Genomic DNA, 15,779 nt, shown 5'->3' with positions numbered 1-15,779 from the left:
GAAGACGTAACTCGCGTGATCAGGAACGGAACTCGCGTGATCAGGCGGCGAACACGGTGAACGTCGTCCGATCACGCGAGATCGGCCATCTCGCCCGAACACGACACCTTCGCCCTTCTTCTCAATAACCGTCCTTACCTCTCACGAGGGGTCAGGCCTTCATCGCTTTCCTGATCGCCGCTTCGAGTGCTTTCACGTGTTTCGAATTCATGCCGCCGTAGGTGAAGGTGTTCATGTCCACCTTGTCGGCGTACAAGGGCACGTCCTCGACGACCGTCTTGGAGGCCCCGGGAACTTCGAAGACGAGCCTGCCCGGCTTGAACGCCGTCGGCGGAATGTTCTTGATACCACTGACTTTTTCGACGTTGAACGTATGTCTCCGGTCGCCGAGTCCTTCGACGGCCGCCTTGATCGTGATCGTCCGGCCGCTGAAGCTGATGGATCGACGTCTGGCGTGGATGTGCACGAACCCTCCCCTGGGCGCGAAAGAAGGCACCCTATGGGCAGGGAATCGACTGGACGAGTGCCGTTCCCGAACCGTTACCGCTCCGTCTCGATCACGGTGGGAGATCCCGCCGGCCCCTACCGCCGTCCCGAGGACATCGACGAGGCGCGTGAAGCCACCGCCACCGCGCTCGCCCGCTTGCTCGACGCGGCCGACTCCCGGCTGCCCGCGCATTGGCCCGCCTTCCAAGCCGTGCTGCCCCATGCCCGGGCGCTGCTCGACCACACCGACCTCGACACCGGTCCGCTCTGTCAGCTCGCCACCAGCCTCAGCCTCTACGCCCTCGGCCAGGGCGACCCCACGACCGCCGTCGTGTTCGCGGCCCGGGCGAGCGCCGGTTGCGAACGGCTCTACGGCATCGACGATCCCAACACCCTGCACGCGCGGAGCAACGCGGCATCCGCCTACCAGGCAGCCGGCGACCAGACGCGGGCGATCGCGTTGTTCGAGGCCACCTTGGAAGACTGCGAGCGGAGGCTGGGGCCCGACCACGCGCACACGTTGAGCTACCGGAACAACCTGGCGGCCGCCTGTCATGCCGCCGGTGACCCGCGGCGGGCGATCTCCTTGCACGAGGAGGCGCTGGAGGGGCGCGAACGGCTGCTGGGAAAGGAACACCCGGACACGCTGCTCTCCCGGAACAACCTGGCCATGTCGTACGAAGCGGCGGGTGACGCGGAACGGGCGATCCCGCTGCACGAAGCCACACTCGCCGATCGTGAGCGCGTGCTGGGGCCGGACCATCCGGACACGCTGACCTCGCGGTGCAATCTCGCGGGAGCGTGCGAGACGGCCGGTGACCTCGCCCGAGCGGTCGAACTGCACGAGCGGACGCTGGCCGATCGCGACCGCGTGCTGGACCCCGATCACCCCGACACGTTGAAGGCGGGGAACAACTTGGCCGGGGCGTACGAATCCTCCGGCGAGCCGGCGCGGGCGATCGAGTTGTACGAAAGCACGTTGGCCGCGCGGGAGCGGCTGTTCGGACACGATCACCAGGACACGCTGAACTCGCGGAACGACCTGGCCTACGCCCGCGGCGTCGCGGGTGATCTGCCGCTCGCGATCCGGCTGTACGAAGAGGCGCGTGCCGACGCCGAGCGGGCGCTGGGACCGGACCATCGCATGACCCGGACGATCCGGGAGAATCTCGAGATCGCGATCCGCCAGCGCGACCGGTCTTGATCAGTCGCCCGCGGTCAGGTCGTGCGGTTCGGCACTGTCCCACAACGCGTCCGCCTCGCCGAGGAAGGTCCGATGGCGATGTTCCACTGTGAACACCGGCGCCGCTTCATCGTCCGCTCGTCCGAGGTGGCCAGTGTCCGTCCTTGTCCCGTGACTTCGCGATATCCGGCGATCCGCGACTTCCACGACAGCTTCGTCAGTCGGATACAGGACGAGGGCCTGGATTCGTCCGCCTGCTTGGAGAATCGACCGGATGTCACGGCCCGCCGGGCGGTGAACACCAGGGCGACGACGCCCAGCGCGTGCAGATCCAGGTGCCGTCGGTTCCAGGGAGACCGTAGCGGTCGGCCGCTCCACCGTGTCCGGGATTGCTGACATCGATGGCATACCGCGAAAAAGACGATACGAAGCCATTTGGCTCAATTGTTTGTCTGGTCCAGTCCAGTTATGTCTACTAACGTAGAGGGATGGAGCTGGAACTGCGCCACTTGCGCATCATGTGCGCGATCGCCGAACTCGGGAGCATCACCAAGGCGGCGAACACGCTCGGGATGGCGCAGCCCGCGTTGACCGCACAGCTGAAACGCATCGAACGGACGCTCGGCGGGAAGCTCTTCCTGCGTGATCACACGGGCACCCGGCCGACCGCGCTCGGTCTCCTTGTCCTTGACAGGGCGAAGATGGTGCTCCCCGCCGTGTCGTCGCTGCACGACGAGGCCGCGCGCCTCGCGCAGCACGCCGGCACCGGCGAGCCGATGACCTTGCGGCTCGGCTCGGCGACCGGGCCGATGCTCGGGGCGCTCCTGCAGCGCCTCGGCACCACTCACTCCGACATCCATGTCGCCACGCATACGTCGTGGTCGGCCAACAATCTCGCGGACATGACCGCCGAGGGAGCGCTGGACTTCGCCTTCGTCGGCGTCTGCGGAGACGCCGCTCCGCCGCCGGAGCCCGGTGTCCGCTGGCGGACCCTCGCGCATCATCCGGTGTTCGTGCTGATGTCTGCGCGGGACGAGCGTGCGCAGCAGAACGAGGTCGAACTCGGTGAACTGGCGGACGAACGGTGGTGCGCGACGCCGGGCGACGGATGTTTCGGCGACTGTTTCGCCTCCGCTTGCGCGCGGTCGGGGTTCACGCCGCGTTCCCTGTACGAGACCGATGTGCTGACCTGCATCGAGATGGTCGAATCGGGACACGCGGTGGTGTTGTGCCAGCCGCTGTTCCACGAGATCCCGGGCATCGTCGCGGTCCCGATCGCCGGGAATCCATTGAGCTGGCGGAATCTCGTCGGCTGGTCGGAGCGAGGGGAGATGGGCCCCTTCGCCGCGGAGATGATCGCCCTGTCCCGCGCGGTGTACGGCGAACTGATCGACCGGCGGCCGACCTACTCGAAGTACCTCGAGTTGAACCCGGGTTATGGCGTGGACTACACGGACGCCGGCGTGCGCTGACCTGGGCGGAAGCCGCTGAAAGGTCCAGTCCACTGGGTGGATATGACCTAAATGGTATGTACCTTTTGCAGCAGGCGCCTCGTACGGTCTGGACGAGATCTTCTTCCGGAACGTCGGTGAGGGAACGCCTGAAATGAAGCGAAAGATCGTAGCGGCCGCCGCGGCGGCCCTGACCGGGGCGGGCTTGGTCACGGCCGTCGCGCTGACCCCGAGCGCCAGCGCCGGCCAGACCGTCACGGCGGCCGACCAGGTCCAGTCGGAGATCGTCGCGGCGTTGTCGCGTGATCTGAAGATCAGCCCGGATCAGGCCAGAACGCGGCTCGCCGACGAGCAGAAGGCCGCCTACACCGACAGCGCCCTCAAGACCCGGCTCGGGTCGTCGTATGCCGGATCATGGCTGGACGCGGCAGGGACCAAGCTGACCGTCGCGGTCACCGACGCGGCCCTGGAAGGCACCGTCCGCACGGCGGGCGCGACCCCGAAGACCGTCACGCGGAGCGTCGCCCAGCTCGACGCGGCGAAGCTGTCCTTGGACACCAAGGGAAGCACCGCGCCCAAGAACGTGCCGGGCTGGTACGTCGACGTCGTCACCAACTCGATCGTCGTCCTGTCCCACGCCGGTGGCGAGGCCGCCGCGAAGTCGTGGGCGACAGCTTCCGGTGTGCGCGCCGACGCGGTGCGGGTCGAGACCAGCACCGAGAGCCCTGTTCCGCTGATCGATGTCATCGGCGGCAACGCCTACACCTTCGGTTCGGGCCGGTGCTCGATCGGTTTCTCGGTCGAGGGCGGCTTCGTGACCGCCGGGCACTGCGGCACCACCGGTACGCGGACCTCGAACCCGAGCGGTTCCGTCGCGGGCTCCACCTTCCCCGGCAACGACTACGCGTGGGTCCGCGTCGACGCGGGCAACACCCCGCGTGGGCTGGTGAACCGCTACCCGGGCACCGTGCCGGTGGCGGGTTCGCAGGAGGCCGCGATCGGCGCCTCGGTCTGCCGTTCCGGTTCCACGACGGGCTGGCACTGCGGCACCATCCAGCAGAAGAACGCGTCGGTGACCTACCCGCAGGGGACCGTTTCCGGCCTCACCCGGACCAACGCCTGCGCTGAACCGGGCGACTCCGGTGGCTCGTGGCTCGCGGGTGACCAGGCCCAGGGCGTCACCTCCGGCGGTTCCGGCAACTGCACCTCGGGCGGCACGTTCTACTTCCAGCCGGTCTCGGTGATCCTGAGCGTCTACGGCCTGCGGCTGGTCACTTCGGGTTCGAACCCGCCGACCAGCACCACCACGACGCCGACCACCACGACGTCGAACCCGCCCACCGGAACCTGGGCGGCCGGTACCACCTACGCCGCGGGTGCGACGGTCACCTACAACGGCGTTTCCTACCGGGCCCTCCAGGGCCACACCGCTCAGGCAGGTTGGGAGCCGCCGAACGTCCCAGCGCTCTGGGCACGCGCCTGACCGCCTAGCCGTCCGGGCCACACGCAGGGGTGCGCCCGGACCTGACCGCCCCCGACGTCGTCCGTGCGTCGGGGGCGGTCCCTCTTTTCGGCTCAGTGCAGGACTTTCAGCCCCACCACGCAGGCCACGATCCCCACGATCAGCAGAATTCTGGCCAGCGAAACGGTTTCCGCGCCGGACCACATGCCGTAGGCGACGGTGAGCGATGCCCCGATCCCTACCCAGACCGCGTAGGCGGTCCCGACGGGAAGATCCTTCATCGCGTAAGCGAGACCCACCATGCTCGCCACCAGAGTCACGCCGAAGATCACCGACGGCGTCGGTCGGGACAACCCCTCGGACTTGCCGAGGGCAGTGGCCCAAACGGCTTCCAGAACACCCGAAACGACAAGGACAAGCCACGACATGACGCGCTCCCAGAGCGCCGTCTTGTCGCTGGCCGGGTACGGCACCCACTCGTCCGGGGACCTCGATCAGGAGGTTCCACGACCAGGATCGCACACCGGCGGTACGGGCCGCCCGCGGGTTTGACGAGGATCACCACGCGGACAGGCCACTGTGGACTGTCAACGGTTCAGCACCTTGGGCGCCGACCAGGCGAGTAAACCCAGTTCCAGTACCGAGAACCCGATCAGCGCCCACGCGCTCGGCAGCCAGATCAGCGAGATCCCGACGAGGAGGATGGGCAGCACCAGTCCGGCGTAGGCGGCCAGGAACAGGGCCGCGAGTACCTCGCCGCGCACCGGCGGTTCGGCGAGGGCGGCGACGGTGGCCACCGAGGCGCGGAAGCCCAGTCCGACGCCGGCGCCCGCCGCGATCCCGCCCGCGAGGAAGAGCCACAGCTGGGCTGTCGTCACCGCGACCGGCAGCGCCACCAGCCCGGCCACCATCAGCGCGAGGCCGAGCCGCAGCTGGGTCCGCCTGGCCAGGCCGGCGAAGATCACCTGTGCGGCGGCCGCCGCGACGAACACGGAGAACGACGCGAGTCCGGCCAGCATCCGGGAACTTTGGTGCATCCCCTGCGCGAGCAACGTCGGCGTCAGCGCCATGAACAGTCCCGTGATCGCGAAGGCCGCGAAGGCGCCGATCGCCGCGCCGAAGAACGCGGGCCGCGCGCTCGAAGGCAGCGAGACGCGCTGCGGTCGGTACGCGGGGCGCTCTTCGGCTCGTTCCACCGTTTCCGGGACGAGCGCGACGGCGATGGCCGAGGCGAGCAGCAGGACCAGGAAGAACACGAACGGCGTGCTGAGCGGTTCGGCCGAATAGCTCGCGAAGATACCGCCGAACAACGGTCCGAACGCCAGCCCGCCCATGTTGACCACGGTCGCGATCAGTCCCGCGCGGCCGTGGTCCTCGCGCGGCCGGGCGACCGCGCGCAGTTCGGACAGGTGCGCGGTGGCCGTCGCGGTCAGCGCGCCGATCCCCGCCCCGCCGACGAGCCTGGCCAGGATCAGCCCGGGAACGTCCGGCCACGCCAGGAAGAGCGTCGCGGAAAGCGCCTGGGTCAGGGTCGCGGCGAGGATCACGCGCCGTCGTCCCAGCCAGTCGCTGACATGACCGGCGAGGTACAGGCTGCCCATCACGCCGACCGCGTACGCCGCGAACACGATGGTCACGACGTAGGTCGGGAAGCCGTCACGCTGCTGGTAGAGCACGTAGAGCGGGGTGGGGACGGTGGAGAAGGCCAGCGAGACGGCGTAGGCGGCCGCGATGACCCAGAAGCCGCGACCGTGGCTGATCCGCAGGAGCGCGGGACGGGGGCGGGTGACGGTGTTCAGCATGTCTCCACTGTGAATCCCGGGATCATCCATGTCCAACGAACAATGCTGGTCACAGTTATCCGAAACTGCGATAATTCGCCCTCGTGGAGACCCGTCAGCTCGAATGCTTCGTCGCCGTCGCCGAGGAGCTCAGTTTCACCCGCGCCGCGCGACGGTTGTTCGCGGTGCAGTCCACCGTGTCGGCCACGATCCAGGCGCTCGAAGGCGAGCTGGGCGTCAAGCTGTTCGACCGCTCGACCCGGCGCGTCGCGCTTTCCCCGGCGGGCCTGGTGTTCCTGCCCGAGGCCAAGTCCGCGCTGGAGGCCGTCGACAGGGCACGCGAGGTGGTCGCCGACGCCTCCGCCGGCCTGCGCGGCAGTCTCCGCGTCGGCACCCTGACCAGCGTCGGGGACCTCGACCTGCCGGATCTGCTCGGCGCCTTCCACCGGCGGTATCCGCTGGTGGAGCTGCACGTCACGGTGTCGATCACCGGGTCGACAGGCTTGGCCGAGGACCTGCGCCAGGGCAGGCTCGACGTCGCCCTGCTCGGCCTGCCCGAATCCGATCTCGCCGGGCTCGACACCAAGCTCGTCGGTTCGGTGCCGTTCGTCGCGTTGCTGCCCGACGGCCACCGGCTGGGTGACCGGCGGTCGCTGAGCTTGCCGGACCTCGCGGGCGAGTCGTTCGTGGACAATCCGCGCGGCTTCGGCAACCGGGTCGCCCTGGACCGCGCTTTCGAGGCGATCGGGGCCCCTCGGCGGGTCGTCGTCGAGGTCGCCGATCTGCGGGCGGTGCCCGCTTACGTGGCGGCGGGGCTCGGCGTCGCCGTCGTGCCCGATCTCCGGCTGCTCTCGGGGGTCCGGACGATCCCGGTCGACGAACCCGGCCTCACGTGGCCGCTGACCATCGCCACGAGGGGTGAGCGGCCGCCCGGTCCGGCCGCCCGCCTGCTGCTCGAGTTGATCGACGGCGGTGAATTCTCCATCGCGATCCCGGTGCGGGCCTGAGCTCAGCCCGACAGCAGCGTGCGGGTCGTCCTGGCCACCAGGTCGACGGTGCGCGGCGGTGGTGCCTCGCCGCGGTCGAGGTGCCTCCTGACCGCGGCGTACGGGAGGTCCACGAGGGCCAGCATCAGTTCGTCGGTGCTCCGGCCGGTCAGCGGACGCAGCCGTCGCACGACCTTGGTGATCGCCGCGTCGAGGCGCTGGTCGGCGTCTTCGGCGCGGGCGCGGTCTTCGGGGCTCCAGTCTTCGACGCCGAGCGTGCGGTCACCCCCGTAGAGCAGCTTTCCCTCGGCGGGACGGTCGCGGCACCAGCGGACGACCTGGGCGGCGGCTTCGACGGCGGCCTCGGTGGCCGGTTCCTGGCCGAGGGCTTCGAGATAGCCCTGCTGGAACCGGGTCAGGGTGCGGAGCCAGACGGCGGCGAGCAGGGCCGGGCGCCCGGGAAAGCGGTGGTAGATCGATCCGCTCGGCGCCCCGACCTCGCGGGCGACGGCCGACATGGTGATCCCGGCGGCCCCTTCGGCGGCGAAGATCCGCACGGCGGCGTCGAGGAAGTCGTCGGCGGTGTGCCGCGGTGGCCGTCCCATTTTCAGAGACTATCCTCTACTATGGTTTTAGTGGAAGGTCTCTAGAACTGGTCTCTGAAACTGGGGAGGCGCGATGCGCGCGTGGAACAGGCATTCCCGGATCGTCGGCGTGGCACAAGAACACGTCGGCGCGTTGATCGACACCTTGTCCGCCGACGGCGACAGGCTCTGGCCCGTCGACGCGTGGCCGCCGTTGCGGTTCGACAGGCCGCTCGGTGTGGGCGCCGACGGCGGGCACGGGCCGGTGCGGTACCACGTCGAGTCCTATGAACCCGGGAAGTCCGTGAGGTTCCGGTTCACCGCACCCCGCGGCTTCGACGGGTTCCACGAATTCACGATGCGTACGACGGAAACCGGGGAGACCGAGCTCGTGCATCTCATGGTGCTGAAGCTCCGGCGTCCCGCTTGGTGCACCTACCCGTTGCTGTGGCGGCCGCTGCACGACGCCTTGCTGGAGGACTGCCTGGACCGTGCCGAGCGTGAACTCACCGGCACGGTCCGGGCATCCGCGAGCTGGAGTGCCTACGTCCGGCTCTTGCGGAACCTGATCTCCGGCAACAGGTTCCGGCGCTTGAGGAAGAACAAGGTGCCGCCGATGAGCACGACGGCGATCAGGTAGCCCAGCGCCAGGGACACGGCGCCGCCGTTCGCGGGCGGGAGCAGGACACCGAACACCGCGCTGATCCCGGCGAGGATCCAGCGTCCGCGGTCGGTCGTCAGGCTCACGGCGAGCAGCGCGACCGTCCACAGGAGATACCACGGCTGCACGACGGGCCCGAGGACCAGCATCGCGGCGAAGGTCAGCCCCGCGCCGTACAGCGGGTGCATCTTCTCCCGGTAGGTGAGCCAGAGCAGCCTGGCGCCGACGGCGAGGCCGAGGATCGCGCCGACGAGCGAGAACACCTTGATCGCGCCGTCGGTCAGGTCCGCGCCGAAGATCTTGCCCACCCCGCCGACGAGGAAGCCGAGTTCGTTGGTGGGCGCCATCCAGCTGTGCACCTGGCCGGAGACCCCGGAGAGCACCCGGACCCAGCCGAAACCGAGCCCGCTGCCGAGTGAGATCGCCGCGGTGACGGCGGCGAATCCGGCGGGCAACCCGAGCGCCACCGCGACCCGGCCGGTGGGCGTCGCCCGGCGGAACAGGTCGACGCCGACGAACAGGAGGCCTGCGACGGCCACGATCTTGACGTTCGCGGCGGCGCTCACCGCGATCACGCCCGCCGCGATCAGTGCCGGCCGTGCCGCGCCGGTCTTCGCCGCGCCCATGAGGACGAGTTCCAGTCCGGCGACCATCAGTCCGACCATGAGCCCGTCGTTGTGCACGCCCGCCACGACGTGCCATAGCACCAACGGGTTGAGCAGAGCCAGCCACAGCGCGATCGACGGCGAGACCCCGACGCGTCGGGCGAGCCGGGGGAGCGCCCACGCCATGAGCGCGATACCGGCCAGCCCCAGCAGACGGTGCAGCAGCAAGGTCGGGACGAAGCCGTCGCCCGCGATGTGGGCGATCGTGCGGGCCAGCGCGACGAACGCCGGACCGTACGGCGCGGGCGTGTCCCGCCAGTAGTGACTGACCGCGAGCGTCACCGGCGAATCGGCGCCGAGCGCCTCCGCCGGTCCCACGAGGTAGGTGTCGAAACCCTTGGCCGCGATCAGACCCTGCGCCAGGTAGCTGTTGATGTCACCGCTGAACAGCGGGCGGGCGAAAAGCAGCGGCGCGCACCACGAGACCGTGATCCAGTACAGCCGCCGCTCGGGGAGCCCGGTGGCGAGCCGTCCGATGCCCAGCCAGCACAGCACGAGGGTGGCCATGCCGGTGACGCCCAGTGCCACCACCAGCACCGAGGGCAGGCCGATCCCGGACGTGACCAGCACCAGCACGGCGATTCCGAGGAACCCCGCCCAGTGCAACGCCGAGATGTTCAGCCCGGTCTTCTCCGGCGCGGGCAAGACGTTTTGCATGCGGCCAAACTACTCCAAGTGCGAAATCCGGTTCCGCCGATCGTCGGAGAAACCGGTTTCGACGCTTCGAGACGACGGCCACCGGGTATCCCTCGCGCTGGAGAGGCGGTGGTGGGCGTGAAGAAACGCTGGGTGCGCCTCGGGGCGTTCGCCCTGGTCGGGCTCCTGATCGTCGGTGCGGCACTGCAGATCACCGGGTTGCTGCCGAAGTTCGACCCATTTGAAACGTCCACTGTGGACCGTTCGCAACCCGCGGTGCTGCAGGCCGTCCGTGATCTGAGCGAGTACCACGCGGCGGCCGGTGACTACCAGGTCGTCGTCGACATCGAGAAGGACGTCAAGTGGGTGCCCGCGAGCATCGCCGGGGAGCGGACCCTGTTCGTGGCGGCGGGCTCTGTCGACGCGTACGTCGATTTCGGGCCACTGGTGGAGAATTCGCTCACCGTCTCGGAGGACCGGCGGACGGTCGAGGTGCGGTTGCCCGAGCCCAGGCTGGCGAAGCCCACCCTGGACAACGAGCGCAGCTATGTCTTCGGCCAGGAGCGTGGCCTGATCGACAGGCTCGGGTCGCTGGTGTCCGTTCCGGACCAACAACAGTTCCATGTCGCCGCCGAGAAACGGATCGGGGAAGCCGCCCAGCGCTCCGGCCTGCTCGAACGCGCCGAGGCCAACACCAAGGCGATGCTCACCGGGCTGCTGCGGGCACTGGGTTTCGAGGTCGTTTTCCCTGACGGACCGACGACCTGAGCCACCCGGATTTGCGCGAACGTGCGCCCTTTGGCCGCCAGTCTTGACCGGGTGGCGCCGTGCTGGTGGGCTGGCGAGGTCGACAGGGAGGCGCGATGGTGACGAAGCCGAGGGAAACCTTGACCTACAGCGAGCCGATCGCGACCGGTGAGATCGCGCTCGACGCCGCGCCCGACAAGGCGTACCGGCTCGTCAGCGACCCTGTCGCGATGGCGGAGTGCGCCGAGGAACTGCGCGCGGCGCGCTGGATCCGCGGCGCGACCGAGGCACGGGTCGGTGCCTGGTTCGCGGGAAGCAACCGCAACGGCTGGCGGCGCTGGGTCACCCACGCCGAGATCGTCGAAGCCGAGCCGGGGCACCGGTTCGCGTACCTCGTCCGTACGCAGTTCTTCGTGCCGATCTCCCGCTGGGAGTACGAGATCCGGCCGGAGGGCGACGGCTGCCGCGTCACCGTGACGAACTGGGCGCGGGTGCCGAAGTGGTTCGTCCCGATCGCCATCTTCATCACCGGCGAGCCCGATCGCGCCGGGACCAACCGTGCCAACATCGCCACCACGCTGGGCCGGGTCAAGGACCGGCTCGAAGGCCGGGAGTGGCGCCGCGAACCCCGCGTTTAGTCCTCTGAACGCGTTCCGTTCTCACGGGTTCTCGACGTTCTGCATCCCCCGGTTCTCCAATCTGCGCATCACCGGGCCGGAGAGCAGACCGTGCACGAGAACCGACACCGCGATCGTGAGCGCCGTCACGCGCCAGAGCGAGTCGGCCATCGGGAAATCGCCGTGCCCCAGCGCGTAGGACAGGTAGTAGAGGCTGCCGATCCCACGGATGCCGAAGAACGCGATCGCCCTCGCCGCCGGGCGGGTGGTGGTGCCGCCGAGCAGGGCCAGCCCGCCGAACAGCGGGCGCACGACCACCACCGCCGCGACCGCCACCAGGACTTCGGCTAGCTTCAAGCCGGCGAGGAGCCCATCGCCCAGCGCGACACCCAGGCCCAGCAAGGCCAGCGCCACGAAGAGCCGTTCCAGCTGGTCGCCGAATTCGTGCAGCACGCCGTGGTACTCGTGCGACCGCTCGCTGGCGCGGATGGTCGCCGCGGCGGTGAACACAGCGACGAAACCGATGCCGCCCAGCCATTCGCACAGCGCGAAGGGGAGGAACGCGATCGCCAGCACCACGAGTCCGTCGGAGTATTCACCGAGACGCAGCCGCTCGTGCCGCACCCGGAACATGAGCCACGACAGCAACCGGCCGCAGGCGAGGCCGACCACCACGGCGATCGCGAGCGGAGCGAGGACCTCGGTCAGCAGCCACGGCACGGGAGAAGTGCTCGCCGTTCCGGCCAGGACGAGGGCGAGCAGGACGAACGGCATCGCCAGGCCGTCGTTGAGCCCGGCTTCCGAGGTCAGCGTGAACCTGATCTCGTTGTCCGAACCGCGTCCGTCCTCGGTATGCGGCGCGGGCACCTGGACATCGCTCGCCAGCACCGGATCGGTCGGCGACAGCACGGCCCCCAGCAGCAGCGCGGCGGCGGGGGACAGGGCGAGCGCCCACCAGCCGAGCAGGGCCACCGCGCAGAGCGAAAGCGGCAACGTGATCGCCAGCAGCCGCCAGGTCGAGTTCCACGACCGCCAGCAGATCAAGCGGTCGGATTTCAGCCCCGCGCCGACCAACGACACCAGTACCCCGAGTTCGGTGATCACTTCGACGGCGCCCACATGCGACCGCGGGTCGAGGACACCTTCGCCGTAGGGGTGTCCGAACGGGAGCAAGCCGAAGATCAGACCGCCCATCAGCAGGATCAGCGGCATCGACAGCGCGCGTTCGTGCAACAGATTCGGCAGTACCGCGGCGCACAACGCCAGAACGCCCGCACCGGCGAGGAGTATCTCCATCCGGGCGGAGTACCCGGTCCGGACCTTCCGCAACCGGGCGCGGTTCAGCCGCCGACTTCGAGTCCTTTGTGGATGGACAGGTCGACGCCCGCGGCCAGCCGGTACGGCCGCGTGTCCACAATGGCGCCGAGCAGCCGCCGCAGCCGGGAGACCTCGGCGCGGACGGTGACGAGGTGTTCGGCGTCACCGTAGAGCGCCCGGCTGAGCGCCTCGGCCGAAAGCCCGGCAGGGCCCGCCGTGCGGAGGTGCACCAGGATCCCGGCGTGCCGCGGGGTCACGGTGCGGACCCAGCCGACGTCCCCCGACCGCATCCGCAGCATCGGCGCGTGGCCGAGTTCGAGATCCAGCCGGACCCGGCGCGCGGTGTCGGCCGGGCGCACGAGCCAGCCTTCGGCCAGCCGTTCGGGCAGGCAGGCGCCCAGACCTGGAACGGCGAGGATCTGCCCCTCCGCGGGCGCGGCGATCCGCGCGCCGGGAGCGATCCCGGCGGAGTGGGCCACCCAGCCGTCGTCGTCCACCAGCAGCGCCGGACCTCCGGCGCCCGCCACCATCGGTTCGGCGGTTCTGCGGAGTCGGTCCAGACCCTGCTGGTGATGCCGCCAGAGTTCGGATTCGGCCAGCCGCCGCCCGGTCTCCACCAGCGCGGCGATCGCCGGGTGCAGGGTCAGCGCGGGCCCGCTGACGTCGATCACACCGAGCAGCTCGCCGGTACGCGGATCGTGCACCGGCGACGCGGTGCAGTACCAGGGATGCTGGCCCTGTTCGAAATGCTCCCCGGCGAGCAGCTCCACCGGCGCGGCCTCGGCCAGCGCGGTGCCGATCGCGTTGGTGCCGACCCTGGCCTCGGTCCAGTCGGCGCCTTCGGTGAAGCCCAGGGTGTCGGCGCGGCGCTTGACGGCGGGGGAGCCAGCCCGCCAGAGGATGACGCCCTCGGCGTCGGTCACCACCAGCAGCATGTTCGCGGTGTCGGAGGTCGTCCCGAGCACCTGCCCGAGGTCTTCGACGACATGCCGCAGCGGCGACGCGCGGCGTCGGCGGGCGACCTCGTCGAGCGGCACGGAATCACGGGTGTTCACCCCGTCGGCGGCGAGCCCCAGGCTCAGCGCGCGCGACCACGACCGCGACACCAGGGGGCGTGGCCGGACGCGCGGGCGGCCGCCGCCGATTACGGCTTCGTGCATCCGGACCAGGTCACGGGCGTGCATCGGCAGGTCGGCGCCGGGCGGGACCGAGCTGAACACGCCCATGGGCCACCTCCGCACCATCGCGTCGACGGCTCAGCATAGGTCGGCGGGCGCGAGTGCGCCAAGGAGCCGAGTCGCAACACACTGCAACCCTTGCCGCCTCGCCCGCCCGCGGCGTGTGATCGGGGTAACAGCCGAAACGCCGAGGTTTGGGAGTGGCCATGACACAGACGGTGGACCGGATCGAGGCGACGGGCTCGCCGCAGGCTCGCGTCGACGCCTGGCTGAGCCGGTTCGAAGCGGCCCTCGCCACCCGCGACGCCGAAGCCGCCGCCGCGCTCTTCGCCGTCGACAGTTACTGGCGTGACCTGGTCGCCTTCACCTGGACGCTCAAGACGGTCGAAGGTCGCGACGGGGTGGCCGACCTGCTCGGCGCGTGCCTCGACCGGATCGAACCGTCCGGATTCCGCACCACCGAGACACCGACCGAAGCCGACGGCGTGACCGAAGCGTGGCTGGAGTTCGAAACCGCGACGGGCCGTGCGAAGGGACACTTGCGACTGAAAGACGAAGGCGCCTGGACGCTGCTGACGAGCCTGCGCGAGCTCAAGGGCTTCGAGGAGCGGCGCAACGAACAGCGGTCGAAAGGTGTCGAGCACGGCGTCGTCCGCGGCCGGAAGTCGTGGGCCGAGAAGCGCGAGGAGGAACAGACCCGGCTCGGGTACGAAGAGCAGCCGTACGTCGTCGTCATCGGCGGAGGCCAGGGCGGCATCGCGCTCGGTGCCCGGCTGCGGCAGCTCGACGTGCCGGCGCTCGTCCTGGAACGCGACGAACGGCCGGGCGATTCGTGGCGCAAGCGGTACAAGAACCTCTGCCTGCACGACCCGGTCTGGTACGACCACCTGCCCTACCTGCCGTTCCCGGACAACTGGCCGGTGTTCGCGCCCAAGGACAAGATCGCCGACTGGCTCGAGATGTACACGCGGCTCATGGAGGTGCCGTACTGGACCAGCACCGAGGTGACCTCGGCGTCCTGGGACGAGGAGAAGCAGCAGTGGCTGGTGACCGTCGTCCGTGAGGGTGAGGAACTGGTGCTCACCCCGCGGCATGTCGTGTTCGCGACCGGGATGTCCGGCAAGCCGAACCTCCCGTCGTTCCCCGGGATGGACGACTTCGACGGCGATCAGCACCATTCGTCCCGGCACCCCGGCCCGGACGCCTACGCGGGCAAGAAGGCCGTCGTGGTCGGCTCCAACAACTCGGCGCACGACATCTGCGCGGCGCTGTGGGAACACGGCGCCGACGTCACCATGGTGCAGCGGTCCTCGACGCATATCGTCAAGTCGGATTCCCTGATGGACCTGGGCCTCGGCGACCTGTACTCGGAACGCGCGGTGCAGGCGGGGATCACGACCGACAAGGCGGACATGATCTTCGCGTCGATCCCGTACCGGATCATGCCGCAGTTCCAGATCCCGGTGTACGACGCGATCCGCGAGCGGGACAAGGACTTCTACGCGCGGCTGGAGGCGGCCGGGTTCCGGCACGACTGGGGCGACGACGGATCAGGCCTGTTCCTGAAGTACCTGCGCCGCGGCTCCGGCTACTACATCGACGTCGGCGCGGCGGAACTGGTGGCCGACGGGAAGATCAAGCTGGCCCACGGCCAGGTCGACCACCTGAAGCGGGACGCGGTGGTGCTTTCCGACGGCACGGAACTCGAAGCGGACGTCGTCGTCTACGCCACCGGCTACGGCTCGATGAACGGCTGGGTCGCCGACCTGGTCGGGCAGGAGACCGCGGACCTGGTCGGCAAATGCTGGGGCCTCGGCTCGGACACGACGAAGGACCCCGGCCCGTGGGAAGGCGAGCAGCGGAACATGTGGAAGCCCACCCGGCAGGAGGGGCTGTGGTTCCACGGCGGGAACCTGCACCAGTCGCGGCACTACTCCCTTTACCTGGCGCTGCAACTGAAAGCGCGCTACGAGGGCATCCCGACGCCGGTGTTCGGCCGCCAGGAGGTGCACCACAAGTCGTGAG

At 69.4% G+C, this 15,779-nt stretch carries 15 protein-coding genes and 1 riboswitch; of the genes, 8 read left to right on the top strand and 7 right to left on the bottom strand.

Annotation, left to right across the window (positions count from 1 at the left end; translation table 11 throughout):
* Positions 1 to 151: 151 nt before the first annotated feature.
* Positions 152 to 466, bottom strand: a complete 315-nt coding sequence (locus ACFOSH_RS12030) for a hypothetical protein (RefSeq protein ID WP_378238865.1) — start codon at positions 464 to 466, stop codon at positions 152 to 154.
* Between the two features lie 57 nt (positions 467 to 523).
* On the opposite strand from ACFOSH_RS12030, the gene ACFOSH_RS12025 reads away from it, so the two are divergent.
* The 3 genes from ACFOSH_RS12025 (at position 524) to ACFOSH_RS12015 (ending at position 4,603) form a co-directional block, all read left to right on the top strand.
* Positions 524 to 1,690, top strand: a complete 1,167-nt coding sequence (locus ACFOSH_RS12025; RefSeq protein ID WP_378238864.1) for a tetratricopeptide repeat protein — start codon at positions 524 to 526, stop codon at positions 1,688 to 1,690.
* 467 nt (positions 1,691 to 2,157) lie between these two features.
* On the top strand, positions 2,158 to 3,141 hold the full coding sequence (locus tag ACFOSH_RS12020) for a LysR family transcriptional regulator (RefSeq protein ID WP_378238863.1): 984 nt from the start codon (positions 2,158 to 2,160) through the stop codon (positions 3,139 to 3,141).
* 133 nt (positions 3,142 to 3,274) lie between these two features.
* Positions 3,275 to 4,603: a carbohydrate-binding protein gene (locus ACFOSH_RS12015; protein WP_378238862.1), complete on the top strand. Its 1,329-nt coding sequence runs from the start codon at positions 3,275 to 3,277 to the stop codon at positions 4,601 to 4,603.
* 92 nt (positions 4,604 to 4,695) lie between these two features.
* On the opposite strand, the gene ACFOSH_RS12010 is transcribed toward ACFOSH_RS12015, so the two are convergent.
* Entirely contained in the window at positions 4,696 to 5,010 is a 315-nt protein-coding gene (locus ACFOSH_RS12010; RefSeq protein WP_378238861.1) for a DMT family transporter, read from the bottom strand.
* An 11-nt stretch (positions 5,011 to 5,021) separates the two neighbouring features.
* Positions 5,022 to 5,090, bottom strand: a riboswitch (guanidine-III (ykkC-III) riboswitch).
* A gap of 79 nt (positions 5,091 to 5,169) precedes the next feature.
* The gene (locus ACFOSH_RS12005) at positions 5,170 to 6,384 is read right to left on the bottom strand and encodes an MFS transporter (protein WP_378238860.1); all 1,215 of its coding nucleotides are present in this window, start codon (positions 6,382 to 6,384) and stop codon (positions 5,170 to 5,172) included.
* An 83-nt stretch (positions 6,385 to 6,467) separates the two neighbouring features.
* On the opposite strand from ACFOSH_RS12005, the gene ACFOSH_RS12000 reads away from it, so the two are divergent.
* Positions 6,468 to 7,370, top strand: coding sequence for a LysR family transcriptional regulator (locus ACFOSH_RS12000; protein WP_378238859.1), 903 nt, complete (start codon positions 6,468 to 6,470; stop codon positions 7,368 to 7,370).
* Between the two features lie 2 nt (positions 7,371 to 7,372).
* On the opposite strand, the gene ACFOSH_RS11995 is transcribed toward ACFOSH_RS12000, so the two are convergent.
* Positions 7,373 to 7,954 carry a TetR/AcrR family transcriptional regulator gene (locus ACFOSH_RS11995; protein ID WP_378238858.1) on the bottom strand — a complete coding sequence of 194 codons (582 nt, stop codon included), beginning with the start codon at positions 7,952 to 7,954 and terminating at the stop codon, positions 7,373 to 7,375.
* A gap of 73 nt (positions 7,955 to 8,027) precedes the next feature.
* On the opposite strand from ACFOSH_RS11995, the gene ACFOSH_RS11990 reads away from it, so the two are divergent.
* The gene (locus ACFOSH_RS11990) at positions 8,028 to 8,573 is read left to right on the top strand and encodes an SRPBCC family protein (RefSeq protein ID WP_378238857.1); all 546 of its coding nucleotides are present in this window, start codon (positions 8,028 to 8,030) and stop codon (positions 8,571 to 8,573) included.
* Here the strand turns inward: ACFOSH_RS11990 and mptB are convergent.
* Positions 8,477 to 9,916, bottom strand: coding sequence for a polyprenol phosphomannose-dependent alpha 1,6 mannosyltransferase MptB (mptB, locus tag ACFOSH_RS11985; protein ID WP_378238856.1), 1,440 nt, complete (start codon positions 9,914 to 9,916; stop codon positions 8,477 to 8,479). The genes ACFOSH_RS11990 and mptB overlap by 97 nt on opposite strands.
* Before the next feature lie 111 nt (positions 9,917 to 10,027).
* Between mptB and ACFOSH_RS11980 the strand changes: the two genes are divergently transcribed.
* Positions 10,028 to 10,663, top strand: coding sequence for a DUF4230 domain-containing protein (locus ACFOSH_RS11980; protein WP_378238896.1), 636 nt, complete (start codon positions 10,028 to 10,030; stop codon positions 10,661 to 10,663).
* 95 nt (positions 10,664 to 10,758) lie between these two features.
* Positions 10,759 to 11,280: an SRPBCC family protein gene (locus ACFOSH_RS11975; protein WP_378238855.1), complete on the top strand. Its 522-nt coding sequence runs from the start codon at positions 10,759 to 10,761 to the stop codon at positions 11,278 to 11,280.
* A gap of 21 nt (positions 11,281 to 11,301) precedes the next feature.
* Here the strand turns inward: ACFOSH_RS11975 and ACFOSH_RS11970 are convergent, their stop codons facing one another.
* Together ACFOSH_RS11970 and ACFOSH_RS11965 are read right to left on the bottom strand one after the other, a co-directional pair.
* A complete protein-coding gene (locus ACFOSH_RS11970; protein WP_378238854.1) occupies positions 11,302 to 12,555 on the bottom strand; it encodes a cation:proton antiporter in 1,254 nt (417 codons plus the stop codon).
* Between the two features lie 44 nt (positions 12,556 to 12,599).
* Positions 12,600 to 13,802 carry a transcriptional regulator gene (locus ACFOSH_RS11965; protein WP_378238853.1) on the bottom strand — a complete coding sequence of 401 codons (1,203 nt, stop codon included), beginning with the start codon at positions 13,800 to 13,802 and terminating at the stop codon, positions 12,600 to 12,602.
* Positions 13,803 to 13,960: 158 nt separating this feature from the next.
* Between ACFOSH_RS11965 and ACFOSH_RS11960 the strand changes: the two genes are divergently transcribed.
* Positions 13,961 to 15,778: a flavin-containing monooxygenase gene (locus tag ACFOSH_RS11960; protein WP_378238852.1), complete on the top strand. Its 1,818-nt coding sequence runs from the start codon at positions 13,961 to 13,963 to the stop codon at positions 15,776 to 15,778.
* The last annotated feature ends 1 nt before the right edge of the window (position 15,779 follow it).

Origin of the sequence: Amycolatopsis speibonae (assembly GCF_042647925.1) — a bacterium.
Lineage (GTDB): Bacteria > Actinomycetota > Actinomycetes > Mycobacteriales > Pseudonocardiaceae > Amycolatopsis > Amycolatopsis speibonae.
The sequence above is the reverse complement of the archived record's forward strand: the minus strand, read 5'-3'. Positions and strand labels throughout refer to the sequence as shown.

Coding starts and splice junctions, on each gene's coding strand:
- ACFOSH_RS12020 (WP_378238863.1), top strand. CDS start 2,158: ATGGAGCTGGAACTGCGCCACTTGCGCATCATGTGCGCGATCGCCGAA.
- ACFOSH_RS12015 (WP_378238862.1), top strand. CDS start 3,275: ATGAAGCGAAAGATCGTAGCGGCCGCCGCGGCGGCCCTGACCGGGGCG.
- ACFOSH_RS11965 (WP_378238853.1), bottom strand. CDS start 13,802: ATGGGCGTGTTCAGCTCGGTCCCGCCCGGCGCCGACCTGCCGATGCAC.
- ACFOSH_RS12010 (WP_378238861.1), bottom strand. CDS start 5,010: ATGTCGTGGCTTGTCCTTGTCGTTTCGGGTGTTCTGGAAGCCGTTTGG.
- ACFOSH_RS11970 (WP_378238854.1), bottom strand. CDS start 12,555: ATGGAGATACTCCTCGCCGGTGCGGGCGTTCTGGCGTTGTGCGCCGCG.
- ACFOSH_RS11975 (WP_378238855.1), top strand. CDS start 10,759: ATGGTGACGAAGCCGAGGGAAACCTTGACCTACAGCGAGCCGATCGCG.
- mptB (WP_378238856.1), bottom strand. CDS start 9,916: ATGCAAAACGTCTTGCCCGCGCCGGAGAAGACCGGGCTGAACATCTCG.
- ACFOSH_RS12005 (WP_378238860.1), bottom strand. CDS start 6,384: ATGCTGAACACCGTCACCCGCCCCCGTCCCGCGCTCCTGCGGATCAGC.
- ACFOSH_RS11995 (WP_378238858.1), bottom strand. CDS start 7,954: ATGGGACGGCCACCGCGGCACACCGCCGACGACTTCCTCGACGCCGCC.
- ACFOSH_RS11960 (WP_378238852.1), top strand. CDS start 13,961: ATGACACAGACGGTGGACCGGATCGAGGCGACGGGCTCGCCGCAGGCT.
- ACFOSH_RS11990 (WP_378238857.1), top strand. CDS start 8,028: ATGCGCGCGTGGAACAGGCATTCCCGGATCGTCGGCGTGGCACAAGAA.